The sequence below is a fragment of the Geminicoccus roseus DSM 18922 genome (genome assembly GCF_000427665.1).
Lineage (GTDB): Bacteria > Pseudomonadota > Alphaproteobacteria > Geminicoccales > Geminicoccaceae > Geminicoccus > Geminicoccus roseus.
In genome coordinates this window covers 95,813-116,756 of the sequence record NZ_KE386572.1, presented here as the reverse complement: position 1 = coordinate 116,756, position 20,944 = coordinate 95,813, and the positions used below count along the sequence as shown (strand labels likewise).

General features: G+C 70.7%; 20 protein-coding genes. 11 read left to right on the top strand and 9 right to left on the bottom strand.

Going from position 1 to position 20,944, the window contains the following annotated elements; translation table 11 throughout:
* Positions 1 to 18: 18 nt before the first annotated feature.
* On the bottom strand, positions 19 to 768 hold the full coding sequence (locus tag GEMRO_RS0101895) for an SDR family oxidoreductase (RefSeq protein WP_027132657.1): 750 nt from the start codon (positions 766 to 768) through the stop codon (positions 19 to 21).
* Positions 769 to 892: 124 nt separating this feature from the next.
* Between GEMRO_RS0101895 and GEMRO_RS0101890 the strand changes: the two genes are divergently transcribed.
* Positions 893 to 2,047 (top strand): M24 family metallopeptidase, encoded by a 1,155-nt coding sequence (locus tag GEMRO_RS0101890; RefSeq protein WP_027132656.1) that lies wholly within the window; start codon positions 893 to 895, stop codon positions 2,045 to 2,047.
* Positions 2,048 to 2,101: 54 nt separating this feature from the next.
* On the opposite strand, the gene GEMRO_RS0101885 is transcribed toward GEMRO_RS0101890, so the two are convergent.
* From GEMRO_RS0101885 to GEMRO_RS0101860, 6 genes are all read right to left on the bottom strand, one after another.
* A complete protein-coding gene (locus GEMRO_RS0101885; RefSeq protein ID WP_027132655.1) occupies positions 2,102 to 3,337 on the bottom strand; it encodes an argininosuccinate synthase in 1,236 nt (411 codons plus the stop codon).
* Positions 3,338 to 3,392: 55 nt separating this feature from the next.
* Positions 3,393 to 3,980, bottom strand: a complete 588-nt coding sequence (gene grpE, locus GEMRO_RS26990) for a nucleotide exchange factor GrpE (protein ID WP_051328582.1) — start codon at positions 3,978 to 3,980, stop codon at positions 3,393 to 3,395.
* On the bottom strand, positions 3,977 to 5,056 hold the full coding sequence (gene hrcA / locus GEMRO_RS0101875) for a heat-inducible transcriptional repressor HrcA (protein WP_027132654.1): 1,080 nt from the start codon (positions 5,054 to 5,056) through the stop codon (positions 3,977 to 3,979). The genes grpE and hrcA overlap by 4 nt, the downstream gene beginning before the upstream one ends.
* Before the next feature lie 203 nt (positions 5,057 to 5,259).
* Positions 5,260 to 6,042 carry an OBAP family protein gene (locus GEMRO_RS0101870; protein WP_051328581.1) on the bottom strand — a complete coding sequence of 261 codons (783 nt, stop codon included), beginning with the start codon at positions 6,040 to 6,042 and terminating at the stop codon, positions 5,260 to 5,262.
* 84 nt (positions 6,043 to 6,126) lie between these two features.
* Positions 6,127 to 6,906 (bottom strand): cobalamin-binding protein, encoded by a 780-nt coding sequence (locus GEMRO_RS0101865; RefSeq protein ID WP_027132652.1) that lies wholly within the window; start codon positions 6,904 to 6,906, stop codon positions 6,127 to 6,129.
* Between the two features lie 12 nt (positions 6,907 to 6,918).
* On the bottom strand, positions 6,919 to 7,605 hold the full coding sequence (locus tag GEMRO_RS0101860) for an ArsR/SmtB family transcription factor (RefSeq protein ID WP_027132651.1): 687 nt from the start codon (positions 7,603 to 7,605) through the stop codon (positions 6,919 to 6,921).
* Between the two features lie 146 nt (positions 7,606 to 7,751).
* Between GEMRO_RS0101860 and GEMRO_RS0101855 the strand changes: the two genes are divergently transcribed.
* Together GEMRO_RS0101855 and GEMRO_RS34825 are read left to right on the top strand one after the other, a co-directional pair.
* Positions 7,752 to 8,096: an antibiotic biosynthesis monooxygenase family protein gene (locus GEMRO_RS0101855; RefSeq protein ID WP_027132650.1), complete on the top strand. Its 345-nt coding sequence runs from the start codon at positions 7,752 to 7,754 to the stop codon at positions 8,094 to 8,096.
* A 106-nt stretch (positions 8,097 to 8,202) separates the two neighbouring features.
* Positions 8,203 to 8,997: a lysozyme inhibitor LprI family protein gene (locus GEMRO_RS34825; protein ID WP_205624875.1), complete on the top strand. Its 795-nt coding sequence runs from the start codon at positions 8,203 to 8,205 to the stop codon at positions 8,995 to 8,997.
* A gap of 16 nt (positions 8,998 to 9,013) precedes the next feature.
* On the opposite strand, the gene ftsH is transcribed toward GEMRO_RS34825, so the two are convergent.
* Positions 9,014 to 10,855, bottom strand: a complete 1,842-nt coding sequence (gene ftsH, locus GEMRO_RS0101845) for an ATP-dependent zinc metalloprotease FtsH (protein WP_027132649.1) — start codon at positions 10,853 to 10,855, stop codon at positions 9,014 to 9,016.
* Positions 10,856 to 11,183: 328 nt separating this feature from the next.
* On the opposite strand from ftsH, the gene GEMRO_RS32245 reads away from it, so the two are divergent.
* From GEMRO_RS32245 to GEMRO_RS32240, 4 genes are all read left to right on the top strand, one after another.
* Complete coding sequence (locus tag GEMRO_RS32245; RefSeq protein ID WP_051328580.1) at positions 11,184 to 11,846, top strand: lysozyme inhibitor LprI family protein; 663 nt, start codon at positions 11,184 to 11,186, stop codon at positions 11,844 to 11,846.
* A gap of 115 nt (positions 11,847 to 11,961) precedes the next feature.
* Complete coding sequence (locus GEMRO_RS26975) at positions 11,962 to 12,291, top strand: sarcosine oxidase subunit delta (RefSeq protein ID WP_051328579.1); 330 nt, start codon at positions 11,962 to 11,964, stop codon at positions 12,289 to 12,291.
* Positions 12,288 to 15,215: a 2Fe-2S iron-sulfur cluster-binding protein gene (locus tag GEMRO_RS35600; protein ID WP_027132648.1), complete on the top strand. Its 2,928-nt coding sequence runs from the start codon at positions 12,288 to 12,290 to the stop codon at positions 15,213 to 15,215. Before GEMRO_RS26975 ends, GEMRO_RS35600 begins: the two co-directional genes overlap by 4 nt.
* Entirely contained in the window at positions 15,208 to 15,771 is a 564-nt protein-coding gene (locus GEMRO_RS32240) for an aminomethyltransferase family protein (RefSeq protein WP_169728299.1), read from the top strand. The genes GEMRO_RS35600 and GEMRO_RS32240 overlap by 8 nt, the downstream gene beginning before the upstream one ends.
* A 259-nt stretch (positions 15,772 to 16,030) precedes the next feature.
* On the opposite strand, the gene GEMRO_RS0101820 is transcribed toward GEMRO_RS32240, so the two are convergent.
* On the bottom strand, positions 16,031 to 16,927 hold the full coding sequence (locus GEMRO_RS0101820) for a DMT family transporter (protein ID WP_027132647.1): 897 nt from the start codon (positions 16,925 to 16,927) through the stop codon (positions 16,031 to 16,033).
* 191 nt (positions 16,928 to 17,118) lie between these two features.
* On the opposite strand from GEMRO_RS0101820, the gene GEMRO_RS0101815 reads away from it, so the two are divergent.
* The 4 genes from GEMRO_RS0101815 to GEMRO_RS0101800 all read left to right on the top strand — a co-directional run bounded on the left by GEMRO_RS0101815 (position 17,119) and on the right by GEMRO_RS0101800 (position 20,944).
* Entirely contained in the window at positions 17,119 to 17,919 is an 801-nt protein-coding gene (locus tag GEMRO_RS0101815) for a M48 family metallopeptidase (RefSeq protein ID WP_157505419.1), read from the top strand.
* Between the two features lie 194 nt (positions 17,920 to 18,113).
* Positions 18,114 to 19,106, top strand: coding sequence for a TRAP transporter substrate-binding protein (locus GEMRO_RS0101810; RefSeq protein ID WP_027132645.1), 993 nt, complete (start codon positions 18,114 to 18,116; stop codon positions 19,104 to 19,106).
* Between the two features lie 63 nt (positions 19,107 to 19,169).
* Positions 19,170 to 19,673, top strand: a complete 504-nt coding sequence (locus tag GEMRO_RS0101805) for a TRAP transporter small permease subunit (RefSeq protein WP_157505418.1) — start codon at positions 19,170 to 19,172, stop codon at positions 19,671 to 19,673.
* Complete coding sequence (locus GEMRO_RS0101800) at positions 19,670 to 20,944, top strand: TRAP transporter large permease (RefSeq protein WP_027132643.1); 1,275 nt, start codon at positions 19,670 to 19,672, stop codon at positions 20,942 to 20,944. The genes GEMRO_RS0101805 and GEMRO_RS0101800 overlap by 4 nt, the downstream gene beginning before the upstream one ends.

Here is a 20,944-nt window from a genome sequence, read left to right as displayed (position 1 = left end):
GCCGGTGGCGAGGCGGAGCTAGACCTTGCCCTCGGGCAGGGTCTGGCCGCCGTCGACCACGATGCTGGTCCCGGTGATGTAGGCGGCCTCGTCGGAGGCCAGGAACAGGTAGCTGTGGGCGAGCTCGGCCGGATCGGCCAGCCGCTTGAGCGGGATGGACCGCGCCATGCCCTCGACATAGGCCGCCGAGCGCTCGGCGCGCATCCCCTCGGTCAGCACGTTGCCGGGCTCCACGCCGTTGACGGTGATCCCGAACGGCGCGCCCTCCAGCGCGGCTGCCCGGATCAGCCCCAGCAGCCCGGCCTTGGACGCGGCGTAATGGGCATGGCCGGGCGGCACCACCCGCGGACCGGTGATCGAGCTGGTCAGAACGATCCGGCCGTAGTTCCGTTGCTTCATCGGGGCGAAGGCGGCGCGGATCGCCAGGAACGAGCCGCGCAGATTGACCGCCAGGACCTGGTCCCACTCGGCCACGCTGATCTCGTCCAGCATGGTCTCGGGAAAGATGCCGGCGTTCTGGATGCAGATCTCCAGCCGGCCATGCTCGGCGACGATGGCGTTGACCACCTGTTGGACGTCCTGTTCCTTCGACACGTCGCAAGAGAGGAAGCGCCCGCCGATCCGCTCGGCGGTCGCCTGTCCTTCCGGGCGTCCGTCCGCGATCCAGACGATGGCGCCCTCCTCGGCCAAGCGCGCCGCGACGGCAGCGCCGATCCCCCGCGCCGCGCCGAACACCACCGCCACCCGATCCGCTACCCGACCCTGCAACGCCGCTCTCCCGTTCATGTTATGCGGGCGGATCGTGCCCAAGGCGGCTCGGGCGCGCCAGGGGCTCGACAAGCAAATCGGAACGGTGGATGCCATGCCGCCTGGGATCGACGAGGAGCCGACCGTGCCTTTGCACTTTTCCGCCGCAGAGTTCGACCGTCGCCGCGATGCCGTCCGGGCGTCGATGGCGGACCAGGGGCTGGATGCCCTGCTGGTGTTCAAGCAGGAAAGCATGTTCTGGCTGACCGGCTACGACACGTTCGGGTTCTGCTTCTTCCAGTGCCTGGTGGTCCCGGCCAAGGGCGAGCCGGTCCTGGTGACCCGCTCCGCCGATTTGCGCCAGGCGCAGCTGACCTCGAACATCCAGGACATCCGGATCTGGGTCGATCGCGACGGGGCCGACCCGGCCTCCACCGACCTCCGCCCGGTGCTGGAGGAGTTGGGGCTGCGCGGCCGGCGGGTCGGGGTCGAGTTCGACACGCACGGGCTGACCTATCGCAACGGCAAGCGGCTGGAAGCGGCCCTGGAGGGGTTCGCGACCCTTGAGGAGGCCTCGCTGCTGCTCTCGAAGATCCGGTTGGTGAAGTCGGTCGAGGAACTGGTCTATGTCCGCGAGGCGGCCAAGCTTGGCGACGCCGCGCTGGACGCCGCGGTGGCCGCGACCCATGCCGGCGCCGACGAGGGCGTGATCCTGGCCAGGATGCACGACGCGATCTTCGAGGGCGGCGGCGACTATCCGGGCAACCCGTTCATCATCGGCAGCGGGCCGCAGGCGCTGCTGTGCCGCTACTATACCGGAAGGCGCAAGCTGGACGCGCGGGACCAGCTCACCCTGGAGTTCGCGGGCGTCTACCGGCAGTACCACGCGGCGCTGATGCGCACCCTGCTGGTCGGCGAGCCCGACGACGACCATCGCCGCATGTTCGATGCCGCCAAGGAGGCCCTGCTCACCGCCGAGGCGGCCCTGGTGCCGGGGCGGACGATGGGGGAGGTGTTCGATGCCCAGGCGGCGGTGCTGGACCGCCACGGGATGCGGGCGCACCGCCTGAACGCCACCGGCTACTCGCTGGGGGCGGTGTACGCGCCGTCCTGGATGGACTGGCCGATGTTCTACACCGGCAACCCGGTGGTGATGGCGCCGGGCATGACCTTCTTCATCCACATCATCCTGATGAACAGCGAGACCGGCCGCGCCATGACGCTGGCGCGGACCTCGCTGGTCACCGAGGGCAAGGCGGAGCCGCTGGCCAAGGCGCCGCTGGAGATGATCGTCCGCTAAAGGAGCGTCGGGAGGTGGCAGCGCCTGGCGGCCACCTCCGTCCGCGTCGCCGGCTTACTCGCCGGCCTGGGTCTTCGCCGCGAGCTTGCCCGAGAGGCCCTTGATGCGCAGGCGCAGGGCGTTCAGCTTGATGAAGCCCTCCGCGTCGCGCTGGTCGTAGACCGTGTCGGCCTCGAAGGTCGCGTATTCGTGGCTGTAGAGGGTGAAAGGCGACTTGCGGCCGACCACCTGCACGCTGCCCTTGAACAGCTTGAGGCGCACCGTGCCGGTCACGTTCGCCTGGCTGGCGTCGATCGCGGCCTGCAGCATCTCGCGCTCCGGGGTGAACCAGAAGCCGTTGTAGATCAGCTCGGCATAGCGCGGCATCAACTCGTCTTTAAGGTGCGCGGCACCCCGGTCCAGCGTGATGCTCTCGATGCCGCGATGCGCGGCCAGGAGGATGGTGCCGCCGGGCGTCTCGTAGACGCCGCGCGACTTCATCCCGACGAAGCGGTTCTCGACCAGGTCCAGGCGGCCGATGCCGTTGGCGCCGCCCAAATCGTTCAGGCGGGACAGAAGGGCCGCCGGCGAGAGCCGGATGCCATCCACCGCGACCGGGTCGCCCTTCTCGAAGTCGATCTCGACGTAGCTGGCCCGGTCGGGCGCCGCTTCCGGGGAGACCGAGCGGGTGAACATCTCCTCGTCGGGCTCGACCCACGGGTCCTCGAGCACCTTGCCCTCGTAGGAGATGTGCAGGAGGTTGGCGTCCGTCGAATAAGGCGGCTCGCCCCGCTTGCCGCGCGGGATCGGGATCTGCCGGGCCTCGGCATACTCGATCAGCCGGTCGCGCGAGTTCAGGTCCCATTCGCGCCAGGGGGCGATCACCTTGATCGACGGATCCAGGGCGTAGGCCGAGATCTCGAAGCGGACCTGGTCGTTGCCCTTGCCGGTGGCGCCATGGGCCACGGCGTCGGCGCCGGTCTGGTGCGCGATCTCGACCAGGCGCTTGGCGATCAGCGGCCGGGCGATCGAGGTGCCCAGCAGGTAGCAGCCCTCGTAGACCGTGTTGGCCCGGAACATCGGGAACACGTAATCCCGGACGAACTCCTCGCGCAGGTCCTCGATGAAGATCTGGGTGGCGCCCATCATCTCGGCCTTGGCGCGGGCCGGCTCGAGTTCCTCGCCCTGGCCCAGGTCGGCGGTGAAGGTCACCACCTCGCAGCCGTAATTGTCCTGCAGCCAGCGCAGGATCACCGAGGTGTCGAGCCCGCCCGAATAGGCCAGCACCACCCGCTTCACACCAGTCTTCATCGAAAAACGTCCTCTGCCCGGCGCCGCTCGTCCGTACGCCGTCGATCGGTGCGGATCAGGCCCGCGTGTCCACGCTGGAGCCGGGTTCGCCCGGTGACGCCGTCTCGTCCGCGGCCTCGGCCGGCCGTGCCGCGACCCCGACCATCGCCGGCCGCAGCAGGCGGTCGGCGATCAGATAGCCGGCCTGCATCACCTCGGCAATCGTGCCGGGAGCGACGTCGGCGCGCGGGACCTCGAACATCGCCTGGTGGCGGTTCGGGTCGAGCTTCTCGCCGATCTGCGGCTCGATCCGCTTGATCTGGTGGCGCTCCAGCACGCTCTGCAGGCTGCGCTCGGTCATGTCGACGCCGGTGAGCAGATTCTTGAGCGCCGGGTTCTCCTCGGCGGCCGAAGCCGGCACCGAGAGGGCGCGCTTGAGGTTGTCGGCCACGTCGAGCAGGTCGCGGGCAAACCGGGTCACCGCGTAGCGGCGCGCCTCGTCGACCTCGCGCTCCTTCTGGCGCCGGGTGTTCTCGACATCCGCCAGCGCGCGCAGGAGCTTGTCCTTCAGGTCCGCGATCTCCTGCTCGGGCTGGACGACCTGGGTCTCCTCGACCTTGGCCTCGGCCTCTGGGTTGGTGGTCGCTTCCTGTTCCGTCGTCATTCCCTGCTTCCGTTGTCATGGTGACCGAGCATGCGGCTGACCACCCGGGCGGTGTAGTCCACCATCGGGATGATCCGCGCATAATTCATCCGGGTCGGGCCGATCACGCCGATCGCCCCCACCACGGCCGACTGCGACTGGTCCGGCGATGGCGCGCGGTAGGGCGCGATCACCATGGAGCAGCCGGACAGGCCGAAAAGTTCGTTTTCCGCGCCGATGAAGATCTGCACCCCGTTGCCGCTCTGGGCGGCCTCCACCAGGCGCAGCAGGTTCTTGCGGGTTTCCAGGGTCTCGAACAGGTGCCGCACCCGTTCCAGCTCGACCAGGTTCTGGACGTCCTCCAGCAGCTTGGACTGGCCGCGCACGATCAGGAACCCGTCGCTGTCGCCGCCGGGCTTCACCCAGGTGGCGAGCCCCGCCTCGACCACCCGCTGGGTCACCTCGTCGATCTCGGCGCGGCGTGCCTCGATCTCCTCGTGGACCTGGATCCGCGCCTCGGCGAAGCTCCGCCCGGACAGGCGGGCGGTCATGTAGTTGCCGGCCTCCACCAGGGAGGTCTGCGGCATGCCGAGCGGCACGTCGATGATCCGGTTCTCGACCATGCCATGATCGGTGACCGTGACCACCAGGGCGCGGCCCGGGCCCAGCGACACGAACTCGACATGGCGGAACGGCCGGTCGCTGGCCGGGGCCGCCACCAGCCCGGCATGGCGGGTCAGGCCAGACAGCGCCTCGGTGGCGTCGCCCAGCACCGCCTCCAGGCTCTTGCCCGTGCCCACGCACTGCGCCCGGATGCTGCGCTTGTCCTCGTCGCCGATGTTGCCGACCTCGAGCAGGCCGTCGACATAGAGGCGCAGGCCCGCCGCGGTCGGCAGCCGGCCGGCCGAGGTGTGCGGCGCGAACAGGAGGCCGGCATCCTCCAGGTCGGCCATCACGTTGCGGATCGTCGCGGGCGAGAGCCGCTCGTCGAGCTTGCGCGCGATCGTCCGCGACCCGACCGGTTCCCCGGTCGTCACATAGGCGTCGACGATCTGGCGAAAGATCTGTCGGGATCGACTGTTCAGTTCGGTGATCATCGTTTCCGAAGCATGGGCCGGCCATTGGCCAAGCCGGATGTGGGAATCGGAGCGGGCCTCGTCAACGGAGGACCCTTCCTCCTCCGTGGGACGACGACAGGCAGGTGCAATGCAAGAGTTTTCGCATCAGAAACGCCTACTCGGCCGCGGCTTCGGCCTTGCCGGGCGGGCGAGGGCGTCGTCCCGCCCGGCGAACGGACCGCTCAGCGGGCGGCGTCGTTCTTGTCGACCACGCCCGGGATGGCGGTGGTCGGCCGCGGGAACGCGCCCTGCAGGGCATCCACCCCTTCCTGGGGCTGTGCCAGAGGGACCAGGTCCTGGCGGGCGGCGCGGCGCTCCGACGTGGAGATGCCCATGTCCTGGTCGCGGGCCTCGATCAGCTCCGGGCGGGCTTCGCCGTCCCGGTTGAACGACCAGGCCAGCATGGGAGGACCCAGCGGGATCTGGTCGCCCGGACCGGTGCCATGCTCGGACCGCCAGGTGTGCCAGGTCTTCCCGTAGCTGTTCATCTTGGCCTCCATCAGCTCGTGCTCCGCGACCTCGGGCAGGTTGGGCGCCACCAGCTGGCCGGACAGGATCTCGCCATTGTGCGGATGCCAGTACTGGCGCTCCTCTTGCGGAAGCTGCTCGAACAGGCGCTCGGAAATGATGTATTCCAGCCCGTTCAGGTTGGCGTCGGCGGTGTTGCCGTCGAACAGGGCGCACTGGGCGAAGTCCTCGTTCACCTGCCGGCAGAAGTGGTGGGCTTCCATCTGGTGGCCGGGATCGTCCTTCATCGGGTGGAAGCCCACCAGGTAGATGTCCATGGCGTCGACCGGCGCGTCGGTCTGCAGGGCGGTGGCGCCTGCCTCCAGGAGGTCGGTCCGGGTGCTCTCGGGACGCCCATCCGGCGCCACCGACGGCGGCACGGGCGCTCCGCCGGTGCAGGCGGCGAGCGTCAGGAGGAGGGAGGGCAGAAGCAGCGGGCGAGGATCAATCGATCGCATGGGGACATGGCCTCCGTGTGGGCGGTCGCGGTCATGCCGCGACAACCGGCGAGGCGGCCTTGCCGTTGCATGGGACGGATCGGCTCAGGCGATGGCGGAGACCAGCGCGTCCAGGCCCTCGGTGAGGGCGGCCGGGCCCGGCTGGAGGATCAGCGAGGAAGGGATCGCGGCGATCCGGCCGGCCCGCACCGCCGGCATCCGTTCCCAGCCCGGCCGGGCGGCGATCCTGGCCGGCACCACCTTGCGGCCGCACCAGGAAGCCAGGATCAGGTCCGGCGCTTCGGCGACGACCTCCTCGGGCCGTACGACGCGATCGCGGGACGCCGGCCGGCCGCGCCGTCCGGCGAACACGTCGGCGCCGCCGGCCACCTCGATCAGTTCCGACACCCAGCCGATCCCGAAGATCAGGGGATCGTCCCATTCCTCGAAATAGACCCTCGGCCGTGCCGCCGCCGCTCCGGTGCGCGCCGCGATGGCGGCGATCCGCTCCTCCAGCGAGCCTGCCAGCGCCTCGGCCCGGGCGGGACAGCCGACCAGGGCACCGAGCGTGCGGATCATCGCCAGGATGCCGGCGATGTCGCGCTGGTTGAACAGGTGGACCGCCAGCCCGGCGCGGGCGATCTCCGCCACGGTCGTCGCCTGGACGTCGGAGAACGCCAGCACGAGGTCGGGCTGCAGGGCCTGGATCTTCGGCAGGTCCGCGGAAAGGAACGACGACACCCGGGGCTTGTCCCGGCGGACGCCCGGCGGGCGGACGGCATGGCCGGAAACGCCCACGATCCGGTCCTGCTCGCCCAGGAGGTAGAGGGTCTCGACCGTCTCGTCGGTCAGGCACACGATCCGTTCCGGCGGGAAGCGGCGCATCGGGCAGGCGTCTCAGGCAGCCGGCGGGAACAGGCGGGCGAACGCTTCCTGCCCGAGGGGCGTGAAGGTCACGACCCGCGAGCCTGCCTGCCGGGACGCCCAGCCGAGTTCGCTGAACCGGGTCAGCAGGGCGGCGCCCAGGCCGCCGGCCAGATGCGGACGGCGCACGCTCCAGTCCAGGCAGGTCCGGCAGAGCGGCCGGCGCGACCGGGCGAGGAAAGGCAGGTCGATGCCGAGCCGGCCGATAAAGGCGCTCCCCTGGTCGGTCAGGACGAGATCGTCGCCCGGAGAATGGACCAGGCGCTGGGCCAGCATCGAATCCAGCATCGCCACGGCCATGGTGCCGGCCAGATGGTCGTAGCAGACCCGGGCCTGGCGCAGGGCAGGATCCTTCGGTCCAGGTCGTGCCCGCTGGTGGCCGATCCGGTCGGCCAGGCCCATCAGGCTTTCCAGGATCGCGCCGACATCGTGGTCGGACAGGCTGAAATAGTGGTGGCGGCCCTGGCGGCGGCTGGCGACCAGGCCGCCGTCCTGCAGCCTGGCCAGATGCGAGCTGGCGGTCTGCGCGGTGACGCCTGCCTGGCGGGCCAGTTCGCCGGCGGTGAGGGTTCCCCCGTCCAGCAGGGCGGTCAGCATGTTGGCGCGCGCCGGGTCCCCCAACAGGGCGGCGACGCGGGCGATGTCGGGGCCAGCTCTCATGCTACGATGATGATCGAAGCATCCCAGCCGGGCAAGCCGCTACAACCAGAGCGACCAGCCGAGGAGAAGTCGACCATGATTCCCGCTTGCCGCATTCCCAGCCGGGCCGCACCCGGCCCCGCCCCGGCCATCTGGGGGCAGGGCCGATGATCGCGGTGATCTTCGAGGTCATTCCGCGCCGCGGGCACCTGGAGAACTACCTGGAGATCGCGGCATCGCTGACCCCGGTCCTGGAGCAGGTGGACGGGTTCATCTCGGTGGAGCGGTTCGAGAGCCTGAAGCAGCCGGGCAAGCTCCTGTCGCTGTCGTTCTGGCGGGACGAGGAGGCGGTGATGCGCTGGCGCCGGACCGAGAAGCACCGGCTGGCGCAGGCGGCGGGCCGCACCAAGGTGTTCGCGGACTACCGGCTGCGGGTGGCGGCGGTGATGCGCGACTACGGCATGGAGGAGAGGGACGAGGCCCCGGGCGACTCCAGGGAATTGCATGGCTGAGCCCCAGGCGGCGCGATTCACAACAGCATGTCTGTTGAATGTCATTGGATTGGCGCGGAGCCGAGGGCATGGTGGCGCCCTTGCAAGCTACGGGAGGTGCTTCGTGGTGATCGGGAAGGTTCTGCCGGTTGTGGCGCTGGCGGCGGCGTTCGGCCTGGCGACGCCGCCGGCGGGCGCGGCGAGCTTCGACTGCGGCAAGGCGGCGAAGCCGGACGAGCGGGCGGTATGCGCGGATCCCTCGCTCTCGGCGCTGGACAGCGAGATGGGCGGGCTCTGGTTCGCCTACGAGCAGTACCCGCTGATGATGGGCATGAGCGGCGTCCGCCATGACGAGGCGGTCAAGTTCCTGGAGGAGCGTGCCGCCTGCGGCGCCGACACCGGCTGCCTGACCGGGCTGTACGAGGCCCGCATCAAGGCGCTGAAGACCGCCGTGAAGGACGGCCTGGGCGACCTGGCGACGACGGAGCCGGCGGCGCCGGCGCTGCCCGAGGGCGTGCAGAAGGTCATCGACGGCTATGCCGGCCAGTGCACCGAGCTTGGCGGCAAGCTGGAGGCCGGGGGCGACCAGCCGAACATCCTCACCGCCGACCTCGACGGCGACGGGCAGGCCGACTACCTGCTGGACAGCCAGGGCCTGCAATGCGCCGGGTCGGCGACCGCGTTCTGCGCCAATGCCGGCTGCCAGGTCGACATCCTGCCCTCGACGGCGGGCTACCAGCCGGTTTCGGCGATGGGCGGGCAGCCGACCCTGGTGCAGGGGAGCAAGCTGGCCGAGGTCGAGCTCTGGGTGTCCAAGGAGCACTGCCCGGACCTCCAGGCCGGCCAGGCCTGCTGGGCCGTCTATGCCTGGCAGGACGGCAAGCCCGGCCTGCGGCACGAGGCGCGGCCGCAGCCGGACTGAGCCCTGGCCGGATCGCTCACACGGCGACCGGCTGCGGCGGGACGGGGGCCGGCGCGCCGACCAGGGCGCGCAGCTGGGCCTCGTCCAGCGTCTCCTTCTCCAGAAGGGCGCGGGCGGTCTTCTCCAGGAGCTGGCGCCGCTCGGTGAGGATGGCGACGGTGCGGTCGAAGGCGGCGTCCACGATCCGGCGGACCTCGTCGTCGATCGCCGCGGCGGTGCGGTCGGAGAAGTCGTGCTCCTGCGGGCCGCCGGCCATCGGGTTGGGGGTGAGCAGGGAGCGCTGGTCCTTTTCCAGCGCGACATGGCCGAGCTTCTCGGACATGCCGTAGCGGGTCACCATTGCCCGGGCGATGTCGGTGACCCGGGCCAGATCGTCGGCAGCGCCGGTGGAGAGGTGGTGGAACACGATCCACTCGGCGGCGCGGCCGCCCAATAGGCCGGCCATCTTGTTCTCCAGCTCCTCGCGGGTCATCAGGAACCGGTCCTCGGTCGGCCGCTGGATGGTGTAGCCGAGAGCGCCCACGCCGCGCGGGATGATCGACACCTTGTGGACGACGTCCAGGCCGGGCAGCGCCATGGCCACCAGGGCATGGCCCATCTCGTGATAGGCGACGATCTCGCGCTCGCGGGGGTTGAGCAGGCGGTTGCGCTTCTCCAGGCCGGCCACAATCCGCTCGATGGCGTTGTTGAAGTCCTCCATGGTCACCGCGTCGCCGCTGCGGCGGGTGGCGAGCAGGGTGGCCTCGTTGACCAGGTTGGCGAGGTCGGCGCCGGTGAAGCCCGGGGTGAGGGCCGCCACCTTCTCCGGATCGACGTCGGTGCCGAGCTTGGACTTGCGCAGGTAGACCTCGAGGATCTGGACGCGGCCGACCTTGTCCGGGCGGTCGACCAGGACCTGGCGGTCGAACCGGCCGGCGCGCAGCAGGGCCGGGTCCAGGATCTCCGGGCGGTTGGTCGCGGCCAGCAGGACCAGGCCGCTGGAGCTGTCGAACCCGTCCAGCTCGACCAGGAGCTGGTTCAGGGTCTGCTCCTTCTCGTCATGGCCGCCCATCATCGGGCCGATGCCGCGGGCGCGGCCCAGCGCGTCCAACTCGTCGATGAAGATGATCGCCGGGGCCTTGGCGCGGGCCTGCTCGAACAGGTCGCGGACCCGGGCGGCCCCCACGCCCACGAACATCTCGACGAATTCCGAGCCGGAGATCGAGAAGAACGGGACCCTGGCCTCGCCCGCCACCGCCTTGGCCAGCATGGTCTTGCCGGTGCCGGGCGGGCCCACCAGCAGCACGCCCTTGGGCATGTGGCCGCCGAGCCGGCCGTAATCCCCGGGGTTGCGCAGGAAGGCCACGATCTCCTTCAGCTCGTCCTTGGCCTCGTCGACCCCGGCCACGTCGTCGAAGGTCACCTTGGTGTCGGTCTCGACATAGACCTTGGCCCGGCTCTTGCCGATCTGCATCAGCCCGCCGCCGATCCCGCCGCCCATGCGCCGGAGCAGGAACATCCACAGGCCGAAGAACAGGAGCACCGGCAGGACCCAGGAGAGCAGGTCGGAGAGGAACGTGCTCTCGATCTGGCCGGTGAAGCGGACATTGTATTTCTGCAGCTGCTCGGCGAAGTCCGGATCGACCCGGGTGGTGGTGAAGCGGGTCTGGCCGCCCGGCAGCGGTTCGCGCAGCTCGCCCCGGATGAAGTTGTCGGAGATCGCCACCTCGGCGACCCGGCCGTCGCGCAGGTACTGCTCGAAGTCGCTGTAGAGCACCGGCGCCACCGACTGGGCGGAGGCGTACAGGTACTGGATGAACAGGATGCCCAGCAGCGCGGCGATCCAGTACCAGATGTTGAACTGCGTCCCCTTGGGCATCACGGCTTCTCCCGGAAGGGCGGCACCCCGCCCGAAGCGGTTCGGCACCTGCAGCGATAGCATAGTCATGGCGGCTGCGCTCGTTCCGCCAGGCCGGCGACGCCAAGTCCGCTGGAAGGCCGGGGCCTGCCTGTCTAGCCTGCCGCCGGCTCGTTTAAGCGGCGGGCGTGGCTTCGGGCCATCGGCGGGGAGGCGGGAATTGGCGTGGGCGTTGCATCGGGGCTGGGTGCTGGTTGTGGCGTTGGTCGCAGCGTTCTGGCTGCCGTGGACGTCCGCCGGTCCAGCTGCCCCGGACTGCGCTTCGGGGGACGGCGCCGGACCGGCGGCGGTGTGCGCCAGCCCGGAGCTGGCGGCGCTGGACGGCGAGCTGCGCGGGCTGGACTTCGCCTATGGGGCGCTGCCGGCTAAAGCGGCCCCACCCGACCAGGCATCGTTCCGGCAGGAGCGGGCCGCCTGCGGCGAGAAGCCCGCCTGCCTGCGCGACGCCTACCAGGCCCGCATCGCCCTGCTCCAGGAGCGGATCCGGACCAGCCTTGCCCGGCTTGGCGAGGAACCCGCGCCGGCCGCGGCCGACGGCCTGCCGCCAAGGGTGGCCGCGACGCTGGCCGGCTATGCCGATCGCTGCCGCAGGCTGGGCGGCGGCCTGGTCGATGGCGGCAGCCGGCCGGTGATCACCTCGCGCGACTTCGACGAGGACGGGGTCACCGACTACCTCCTGGACACCCGGACCCTGGACTGCACCGCCCCCACCGAGGCCTTCTGCGGCGAAGGGGGCTGCCGGATCGACATCGCGGTCTCCAGCGAGAAGTTCCAGCCGATCACCACCACCGGCAGCGGCCCGGAAGTGTTCGCCGGGGGGATCGACGTGGCGATCTCGGTGCCGGACGCCCACTGCCCGGACCTGGCGGACGGGCAGGGCTGCTGGCTGATCTATGACTGGCATGACGGCCGGCGGGTGCAGCGGCACGAGGCGCGGCCGCGCTCGGAGTGATGGGACGTGTCGCCGCCTCTGGCAGAATCCGCGCGCTGACTCTAGCCTCCGCCGCCATCGCCGGGAGGCATGCGCCCTGCCGGACGGCCGGCTCTTACGGGCATGTGGAGGTGGGATGCTGTCGATCGCCTGTCCCTGGTGCGGACCCCGGGATGAGACCGAGTTCAAGTTCGGGGTGGAGGCGACGGTGCGCCGCCCGGATCCGGACAGCGCCGACGACCGTGCCTGGGCAGGCTACCTGTACGAGCGCCACAACCGGCGCGGCCGGCAGCAGGAGCTCTGGTGCCATGCCGGCGGGTGCGGCCAGTGGTTCCTGGTGGAGCGCGACACGGTGAGCCACGAGATCTTCCGGACCGGGGTGCTGCCGGGGCATCCGTCCGCCGAAGGCCGCGAGCTTGCGGCCGCGCCCGTTGATCGCCCGCGTCCGGCCGGAGAGCAGGGTTGAGCACCCAGGCCACGAGGCTTCCCGACAGCGGCCAGGCGTTGGACCGGACGCGCCCGCTCTCCTTCACCTTCGAGGGAAGGCGGATGGAGGGCTTTGCCGGCGACAGCCTGGCCGCCGCACTGCTGGCGAACCGGCAGACCGTGCTCGGCCGCTCGTTCAAGTACCACCGGCCGCGCGGCCTTTGGGGGATCGGCGCGGAGGAGCCGAACGCGATCCTGGACGTGCGCTTCCCGGACGGCCGCCACGACCCGGTCGCCCGCGCCACCCTGGTGCCGCTGGAGGACGGGCTGGTGGTGAAGACCGTCCATGGCTGGCCGTCGGCCGGGCGGGACCTGTTCGGCTTTTTGGACCGGCTGCACCCGCTGATCCCGGCCGGCTTCTACTACAAGACCTTTATCCGGCCGGACTGGCACCTGTTCGAGCCGCGCATCCGCCAGATGGCGGGCCTGGGCGTGGTGCCGGCCACACCTGAGCCCTTGCAGCGGGCGCAGGTCCATGGCCAAGCCGACCTGCTGGTGGTGGGCGCCGGGCCGGCCGGGCTGGCCGCGGCGCTGGCGGCGGCGCGCCAAGGCGTCCGGGTGGTGCTGGCCGACGACCAGCCGGCACCGGGCGGGCAGCTGCTGGTCGACCCGGTCGAGATCGAGGGCATGCCGGCCGCCGACTGGATCGCGGCGGTGGCGGATGAGCTGGCGGGACGGCCGAACGTCACGCTGCTGCCGTCCACCACGGCGCTCGGCCTGTTCGACCACGGGCTGGCGGTCCTGGCGGAGCGCCGCGCGATGCCGGCGGGCTTTGCGCCGGAGAGGATCTGGAAGCTGCGCGCGGCCCGCACGGTGCTGGCGACCGGCGCCATCGAGCGGCCGCTGGTGTTCCCGGACAACGACCGGCCGGGCGTGATGTCGGCGTTCGCGGCAAGAGCCTACCTGGCGCGGCACGGCATCCTGGCCGGCCGCTCGCCGGTGGTGCTGACCAACAACGAGGCCGGGCGGCGGACTGCCGAAGCGCTGGCGGCAGCGGGCGCGGGGCCGGTGATCGTCGACCTGCGCGCCGACGCCCTGCCGCATCCGGCGATCCCGACCCATGTCGGCGCGGCGGCGACCGCCGTGCACGGGCGCAAGGGGGTGAGCGGCGTGGTGGTGGAGCCGCTGGGCGGCGGCGGGCGGATCGAGATCGGCTGCGACCTCCTGGCGGCGGCCGGCGGCTGGACGCCCACCGTGCACCTGCACATGCATGACGGCGGCCGGCTGCGCTTCGACGAGGCTCTGGACGGGTTCGTGCCGGACGGGGCGGCGCGGGCCTCGGTGACGGTGGGCGCCGCGAACGGGGTGATGGATACGGCCGGCTGCCTGCGCGACGGGCACCGGGCGGGGCAGGCGGCGGGCGGTGGTGCCGGCGACGGCCAGGCGCCGCGGGCGGCGCGTGAGCCGCCCTGGCAACAGGCGATCTGGCGCAAGCTGGACCGGCCGAAAGCCCGGCAATGGGTCGACTACCAGAACGATGTCACCAGCAAGGATGTCGGCCTGGCGGTGCAGGAGAACTATGTCTCGGTCGAGCATCTCAAGCGCTACACCACGCTCGGGATGGCGACCGACCAGGGCAAGACCAGCAACCTGAACGGGCTGGCGCTCCTGGCCGACCAGCTCGGCAAGCCGGTGCCGGCGGTGGGGACCACGACGTTTCGGCCGCCCTTCACGCCGGTCTCGTTCGCCGGCATCGCCGGGTCCAGGCGGGGCGCCATGCTGACGCCCCTGCGGCTCCTGTCGGCCCATGGCGAGCATGTGCGCGCCGGCGCGGTGTTCGAGGACTATGGCGGCTGGTCGCGCCCGGCCTTCTACCCGAAGGGCGAGGAGCGCCGGGAGGCGGCGATCGCCCGCGAGGTGCTGGCGGTGCGCCATGGCGTGGCGCTGTTCGACGGCAGCCCGCTCGGCAAGATCGAGGTCGGCGGCCGGGACGCGGCGACTTTCCTGGACCGGCTCTACTACCACCGGCTGAGCGACTTGAAGGTCGGGCGGGTGCGCTACGTGTTCCTCCTGACCGAGCACGGCAAGCTCTACGATGACGGGGTGGTGGCCAGGCTGGCCGAGGACCGCTTCCTGCTGTCGCCGTCCTCCAGCCATGCCGCCGGGGTCCATGCCATGGTCGAGGAATGGCGGCAGACAGGGTGGCCGGAGCTGGAGGTGGTTGCCAGCAACGTGACCACCGCCTGGGCGACCTTCGCGGTGACCGGGCCGAAGGCGCGGTCCGTGGTGGCGCGCCTGCCGGTGGCGGCCGACCTGTCGGCCAAGGCCCTGCCGCACATGGGCTTCGTGCAGACCGAGCTGGACGGGGTGCCGCTGCGGATCGCCCGGGTCAGCTTCACCGGGGAACTGTCGTTCGAGTTCAGCGTGCCGGCCGCCTATGGCCCGGCCTTGTACCGGCGGCTGGCGGATCTCGGCCGGCCAGAGCGGATCGTGCCGCTGGGCTCGGAGGCGCTGCTGATCCTGCGCGCGGAGAAGGGCTATGTCCTGATCGGCCGGGACACCGACGGCAACAGCGAGCCGCAGGACCTGGGCGTCACCGCACCGATGCGCAGCAAGCAGCACGATTTCGTCGGCCGGCGCTCGCTGCTGCGGCCGGTGAGCCGCGATCCCGGCCGGCTGGAGCTGGTGGGCCTGGTCAACAGCGTGGCCGACGAGGCGATCCCGACCGGGGCGCACATGTACGAGCGCCAGGAGGACGGGACCCGGCGCAGCCGCGGCTATGTCACCTCCGCCTACCGCTCGCCGACCTTGAGCCATCCGATCGCCCTGGCGATCCTGGCCGATGGCCGGGCGCTGCAGGCGGCGGGGGCCGAGGTCGACCTGTTCCATCTGGGCCGGACCTATCGGGCGCGGGTGGTGAGCCCGGTGTTCTATGACCCTGCCGGGGAGCGGCTGCGTGGCTGAAACGAAGCTGGCCCCGCTGGGGCCGATCGAGGCGTTCGGGCTGGCGCCGGTGCCGGCGGTTTCTGGCCTGCGGGTCGGGATCGCGCCGGTGCGGGTGGCGGTCGGGCTGGCGGGAACCCACGGCGCGCCGGGCCTGGCCCTGGCGCTGGCGGGCTTGCTCGGCCATGCCCCGGATCCTGCGCCCGGCAGCTGCACCGGCGCCGATCCCTGCTCGATCTGGACCGGGCCGGACCGCTGGCTGGTGACCAGCGACCAGGCCCAGCGGTTCGAGCTGGTCCGGGCGGTGCAGCAAGCGGCGCCGCGCTCGGTGCTGGTGACCGACGTGACCGACGGGCTGCCGGCGATCGAGCTGGCTGGCCCAGGCGCCCGCCGCCTGCTGGCGCATGGCTGCCCGGCCGAGATCGCCGATGGCCGCTCGGCCCGGACGCTTCTGGCCCTGCAGCCGGTGACCCTGGTGGCACGCGGGGAGACGGTGCGGGTGTTCACCGACCGGTCGCTGGTGCCGTTCCTTTGGGACTGGATCGGCCGGCACGCGCCGCTGGCGGCGGCCGGCTGAGGCGCGGCCGTTGTCGAAGCTTTTCACGGGGGCGGGGCCGAGGGCGGCGCTCGGGTTCGTTCGTGCAAAACGAGCGGAACGGGTGCCGAGTCCCGCTGGCGGCGCATCCGCCCGCGGCTTGCCGGGTTCGTTTGGTCAAAACGGCCGGGTTGTTCCCGGGTTCGTTCGTGCAAAACGCACCAGGCGATACCGTCCGCGGGGGACCAGGCTCCGCACGAACGGGGCAGTGTAGCAGAAACGGGCCGGGCGTCCCACGTCCTCAGCCGGTGCGGGTCCGGTTGCGCAGGACGTAGATCCCGGCGCCGATCACCAGGGCGGCGCCGAGGATCACCCAGATGTCCGGCCAGCTGCCGAACAGGACGATGCCGATCAGGGTGGCCGGGATGATCTGGGTATAGGTGAAGGGGGTGAGCCTGGCCGGCGGGGCGCGGCGGAAGCCCTGGATCAGGCAGTACTGGGCAGCGCCGAACACCAGCCCGGTCAGGATCATCGCCGCCCAGGCGGCACCGCTGGGCGGCCGCCAGTCGAGGAGCACCAAGGGCGTGGTGACCACCAGGCCGGTGCCGATCGACCAGGCCAGGGTGGCGACCGGGTCGTCGTGGCGGCCGACGAAGCGCATGGCGACCTGGTAGAGGGCGAAGAAGAACGCGCAGCCGAGCGGGAAGACCGCCGCCCAGGCCAGGGCATCGGCGCCAGGGCGGACCACCACCAGGATGCCGAGAAAGCCGACCAGCACCCCGATCCAGTCGTGGCGGGTGGTGCGCTCGCGCAAGAGCGGCACCGACAGCGCCACCACCAAAAGCGGTGCGGCGAAGGTCAGCGCGGTCAGCTCCGGCAGGGACAGCAGGCCGAAGCCGCCGGCCACCGAGAAGCTCGCCAGGACCGGGAACAGGCCGATGGCCGCCTGGGTGAACGGCCGGCGGGTGCGCAGCCGGGCGCCGCCGCCGTCGCGGGCCAGCACCGCCAGCACCACCGGCAGGGCGAAGGCGTAGCGCGCCCAGACGATCTGCACGACGCTCTGCGTGTCCGACAGGAACACCCCGGTGCCGTCCATCACCGCATAGAGGGTCACCCCGGCGACCACGAAGGCTACCGCCGCCAGCGTGGTGGAGGGCGCGGCGCATCCAGGGCTCGTGATGGCGGATCCACGGTTCATCGGACAGTCTCTTTGGCCGGAGCGGTGCCGGCGTTCTGCTTGTCCTGCCGGTGCCGGGGGCACAGCTCTGCCATGCCTGCCCGGTTCCGTCACGCGGGATTGCCGGAGCCGGGATGGCCGGGGCGGGAACCGCGGCCGCGGTTCGGCGGCTCTAGGAGCAAGCCCGAGCCGCCAACAAGGGAGCCGTCGCCATGAGGTTTCACTGCAGTCGCTGCGCCAGCCTGTCCCGGCGCCGGATGCTGGGCGTGGCCGGGCTTGGCGGCGCCTTCGCCCTGTCCGGCTGCTCGGCCTACAACGAGCTGGCCGCCTCCACGGTGACGCCGGCCCAGGAGGCGGAACTCGGCGCCCAGGCGTTCCAGCAGATCAAGAGCGAGACGCCGCAGCTGCGCGACGCCAGCGCGCAGGAGCGGGTCCAGGCGATCGCGTCGCGGATCATCCCGGCCAGCGGCTCGGACATCCCGTACCCGGAATGGGAGGTGGTGGTGTTCGACAGCGACGAGATCAACGCCTTCGCGCTGCCGGGCGGCCATATCGGCGTCTATCGCGGCATCCTGGAACTGGCGGAAAGCGACGACGAGGTCGCGACCGTGATGGGCCACGAGGTCGGCCACGTCACCGCGCGGCACGCCGCGCAGCGGATCGGCACCACCCAGATCGCCGAACTCGGCGCCGGGCTGGTGGGGGTGGGCGCCCAGGCCTACGGCCTGCCGCCGCAGATCCTGGGCCTGCTGGGCGCCGGGGTGCAGTACGGGGTGATCCTGCCCTACACCCGCAACCAGGAGCTGGAGGCCGACGCGCTGGGCCTGCACTACATGGCGGAGGCTGCCTACAACCCGCAGGCGGCGGTGAGCTTCTGGCAGTCGATGGCCGCGGCCGGCGGCGGCAGCCCACCGGCCTTCCTGTCGACCCATCCGAGCGGCGACCAGCGGATCGACCAGATCCAGGAAATGCTGCCGGAAGTGATGCCGGTCTACCGCGAGGCGGCAGGCTGAACCTCTAGAAGCTTCCTGGTTCTTTCCCGCACCGGGCGCCCGCGTGGCTCCCGGATGCCTTGTCCCGTCCGGAAAATCCGGCGGCGCCTATCGACATGCTCATCAGCTCATCATACCATGCATCCTATAAGGGGGCGCACCGGCGGCCGTGGGCACCGCGGCGGGACGCCTCGACCACCAGGGGGGAAGCAAGGATGCGGCTGCTCGGTTTGATGGCAGGTGCGGCAGTGATGATCGCCCAGCTCGGGACGGCGCACGCGCAGGAGGTGAAGGAAATCCGGCTGGGCTCGCCCTGGCCCACCTCCAGCACGATCCACCAGGCTCTGCCGGTGTTCGCGGACGAGGTCGAGAAGCTGTCGGAAGGCCGCCTCAAGGTGCTGGTCTATCCGGACAGCCAGCTGGGCGACATCCAGGCGCTGATCAACGGCGTGCAGCTCGGCACCGTCGACATGACCTATCTGGCGATCGGCAATGCCGGCGTGCTGCGCGGCGGCGCGCCGCTGAACGTCGCCTACACGCCCTACCTGTTCAACTCCAAGGAAGACGCGGAGCGGATCGCCAACAGCGAGGTGTTCCAGCCGCTCTATGACGAGCTGGCCGAGCAGTCGGGCGTGCGCATCTTCGCGGTCCACGGCGCCCGCTCGCCGCGCGCGATCCAGAACAAGGTCCGGCCGGTCGAGAAGCCGGAAGACCTGGAGGGGCTGAAGATCCGCATCCCGCCGATCGACGGCATCCGGATCGCGTTCGAGACCATGGGTGCGAAGCCGGTCGTGCTGGGCCTGGGCGACACCTACAACGCCATTGAGCGCGGCCAGGTGGACGGCCACGAGAACGGCATCGACGCCGCGGTCGGCTACAAGTGGTACGAGGTCGCCAAGTACTTCACGCCCACCGACCACATCTTCGAGACCGCCGCGTTCTACGTGAACGAGGGGCTCTGGCAGTCCTTCTCCGAGGAGGACCGCGAGATCTTCCGCCAGGCGGCCAAGACCGGCGGTGCCGCCATGACCAAGGCCGGCGAGGAGGTCGACCAGGAGGGCTACGCGATCTTCGCCGAGAACGGCGTCGAGGTGACCCAGCCCGACAAGGAAGCGTTCCGCGCGGCGCTGGCCGACGTCTACCAGCAGTCCGAGGGCAGCGTCTGGCCGGAAGGCCTGGTCGCCAAGATCCGGGCCATGCAGGACTGACGACCTAAGATCTGGATCGAGGGCCGCCCCGGCGACGGGGCGGCCCTCGCCTTGGTGAGCCTCATGACCTTCCATTCGATCGACCGGCGGGTCGCGATCCTGGGCAGGATCGTCGGCACGGTCCTGGACGTCTTCATCGGCCTGCTGGTCGCCGCCTTGCTGGTGCTGGTGTTCTCCCAGTTCATCGACCGCAACTTCGTCACGCTGTGGCGGCAGTCGCCTGAGGAATACGTGAAGATCGGCCTGACCTGGCTGTGCTTCGTCGGCCTGGCGCGGGCATTCGCCACCGACGAGATCATCCGGATCACCGTCCTGCACGAGGTCCTGCCGGCACGCGCGCTGCTGGTCATCGACACGCTCGTGGACCTCCTGCTGCTCGCCGTGCTCGCCATCCTAGCGGTCAAGAGCCTCACCATGATCCAGAGCGCCCAGTACCAGATGATCCTGGGCACCAACCTCACGCTGTCGGTGCCCGCCTATGGCGTGCTCGCCGGCATCCTGCTCCTGATCCCGCTGATCGCCTGGCGGATGGTGCGGCGCTTTGTGGCCGGGGCCGAGCAGACATGAGCCTCCTGTTCCTTTCCTTCCTCCTGCTCCTGCTGCTGGGCACCGAGGTCGGCTTCGCCATGGTGATCGCGGCCTGGCTCGGCATCGAGTTCAAGACCGACCGGTTCGTCGACCTGGTGATGCTCCCGACCTCCATGCTGAGCGGGGTCGGGTTCTACGCCTTCGTGCAGATCACCCTGTTCATCCTGGCCGGCGAGATCATGAACCGGGGCGGGATCACCCGCCGGCTGATCGACTTCGCCGGGGTGTGGGTCGGCCGTGGTCCCGGCAGCCTGGGCCAGGTCTCGGTCGGCGCCAACGTGATGATGGCCGGCATCTCCGGCTCGGCGGTGGCCGACGCCACCGCGATCGGCAAGGCGATGATCCCGCAGATGCGGGACAAGGGCTACCCGGTGGCCTATTCCGGCGCCGCGATCGCGGCCGGCGCGCTGATCGGCCCGATCATCCCGCCCTCGATCCCGATGGTGGTGTACGCCCAGATGGCCAACACCTCCGTCGCCAAGATGTTCATGTCCGGCCTGCTGCCGGGCCTGCTCCTAGCGATCGGCTTCATGGCGATCTGCGCGCTGATCGGGCGCGCCCGCAGGTTCCCGGCCGGGCCGAAGGTCGACTGGCGGACCAGGCTGCGCGTTTCCGCCGACGCGATCTGGGCCCTGCTGCTGCCGGTGATCATCCTGCTGGGCATCCGCATGGGGCTGATGACCGACACCGAGATCTCCTCGGTGGCGGTGGTCTACGCGCTGATCGTGAGCATGGTCGTCTACCGCTCCCTGAAGCTCCGCGAGCTGCCGGCGATCCTGGCCAGCGCCGGGCGGAGCAGCGCCGTCATCCTGTTCCTGCTGGCAGCCGCCGCACCCTTTTCCTGGCTGGTGGCGGAGAGCCAGATCGCCGACCGGCTGGTCGACCTGATCCATGTCATCTCCACCAATCCTTTGGTGGTGCTGATCCTGATCAACGTCTTCCTGCTGCTGGTGGGCCTGATCCTGGAGCCGCTGCCGGCGATGATCATCTTCCTGCCGGCACTCCTGCCGGTGGGCCTCGACCTCGGCATCGACCCGGTCCATTTCGGCTGCGTGGTGGTGATCAACCTGATGATCGGCCTGATCACCCCGCCGGTCGGCCTGCTGCTGTTCGTGGTGGCCGGCATCGGCAAGATCCCGTTCATGGCGGTCTGCCGGGAGATCCTGCCGTTCCTGGGCTGGTCGCTCGCGGTGCTGCTGCTGGTGATCGTGTTCCCGTCGCTGGCCCTTTGGCTCACCTGGGGGATTTGA

Coding starts and splice junctions, on each gene's coding strand:
- GEMRO_RS0101885 (WP_027132655.1), bottom strand. CDS start 3,337: ATGAAGACTGGTGTGAAGCGGGTGGTGCTGGCCTATTCGGGCGGGCTC.
- grpE (WP_051328582.1), bottom strand. CDS start 3,980: ATGACGACGGAACAGGAAGCGACCACCAACCCAGAGGCCGAGGCCAAG.
- hrcA (WP_027132654.1), bottom strand. CDS start 5,056: ATGATCACCGAACTGAACAGTCGATCCCGACAGATCTTTCGCCAGATC.
- GEMRO_RS0101870 (WP_051328581.1), bottom strand. CDS start 6,042: ATGCGATCGATTGATCCTCGCCCGCTGCTTCTGCCCTCCCTCCTCCTG.
- GEMRO_RS0101865 (WP_027132652.1), bottom strand. CDS start 6,906: ATGCGCCGCTTCCCGCCGGAACGGATCGTGTGCCTGACCGACGAGACG.
- GEMRO_RS0101860 (WP_027132651.1), bottom strand. CDS start 7,605: ATGAGAGCTGGCCCCGACATCGCCCGCGTCGCCGCCCTGTTGGGGGAC.
- GEMRO_RS0101855 (WP_027132650.1), top strand. CDS start 7,752: ATGATCGCGGTGATCTTCGAGGTCATTCCGCGCCGCGGGCACCTGGAG.
- ftsH (WP_027132649.1), bottom strand. CDS start 10,855: ATGCCCAAGGGGACGCAGTTCAACATCTGGTACTGGATCGCCGCGCTG.
- GEMRO_RS26975 (WP_051328579.1), top strand. CDS start 11,962: ATGCTGTCGATCGCCTGTCCCTGGTGCGGACCCCGGGATGAGACCGAG.
- GEMRO_RS0101820 (WP_027132647.1), bottom strand. CDS start 16,927: ATGAACCGTGGATCCGCCATCACGAGCCCTGGATGCGCCGCGCCCTCC.
- GEMRO_RS0101815 (WP_157505419.1), top strand. CDS start 17,119: ATGAGGTTTCACTGCAGTCGCTGCGCCAGCCTGTCCCGGCGCCGGATG.
- GEMRO_RS0101810 (WP_027132645.1), top strand. CDS start 18,114: ATGCGGCTGCTCGGTTTGATGGCAGGTGCGGCAGTGATGATCGCCCAG.
- GEMRO_RS0101805 (WP_157505418.1), top strand. CDS start 19,170: ATGACCTTCCATTCGATCGACCGGCGGGTCGCGATCCTGGGCAGGATC.
- GEMRO_RS0101800 (WP_027132643.1), top strand. CDS start 19,670: ATGAGCCTCCTGTTCCTTTCCTTCCTCCTGCTCCTGCTGCTGGGCACC.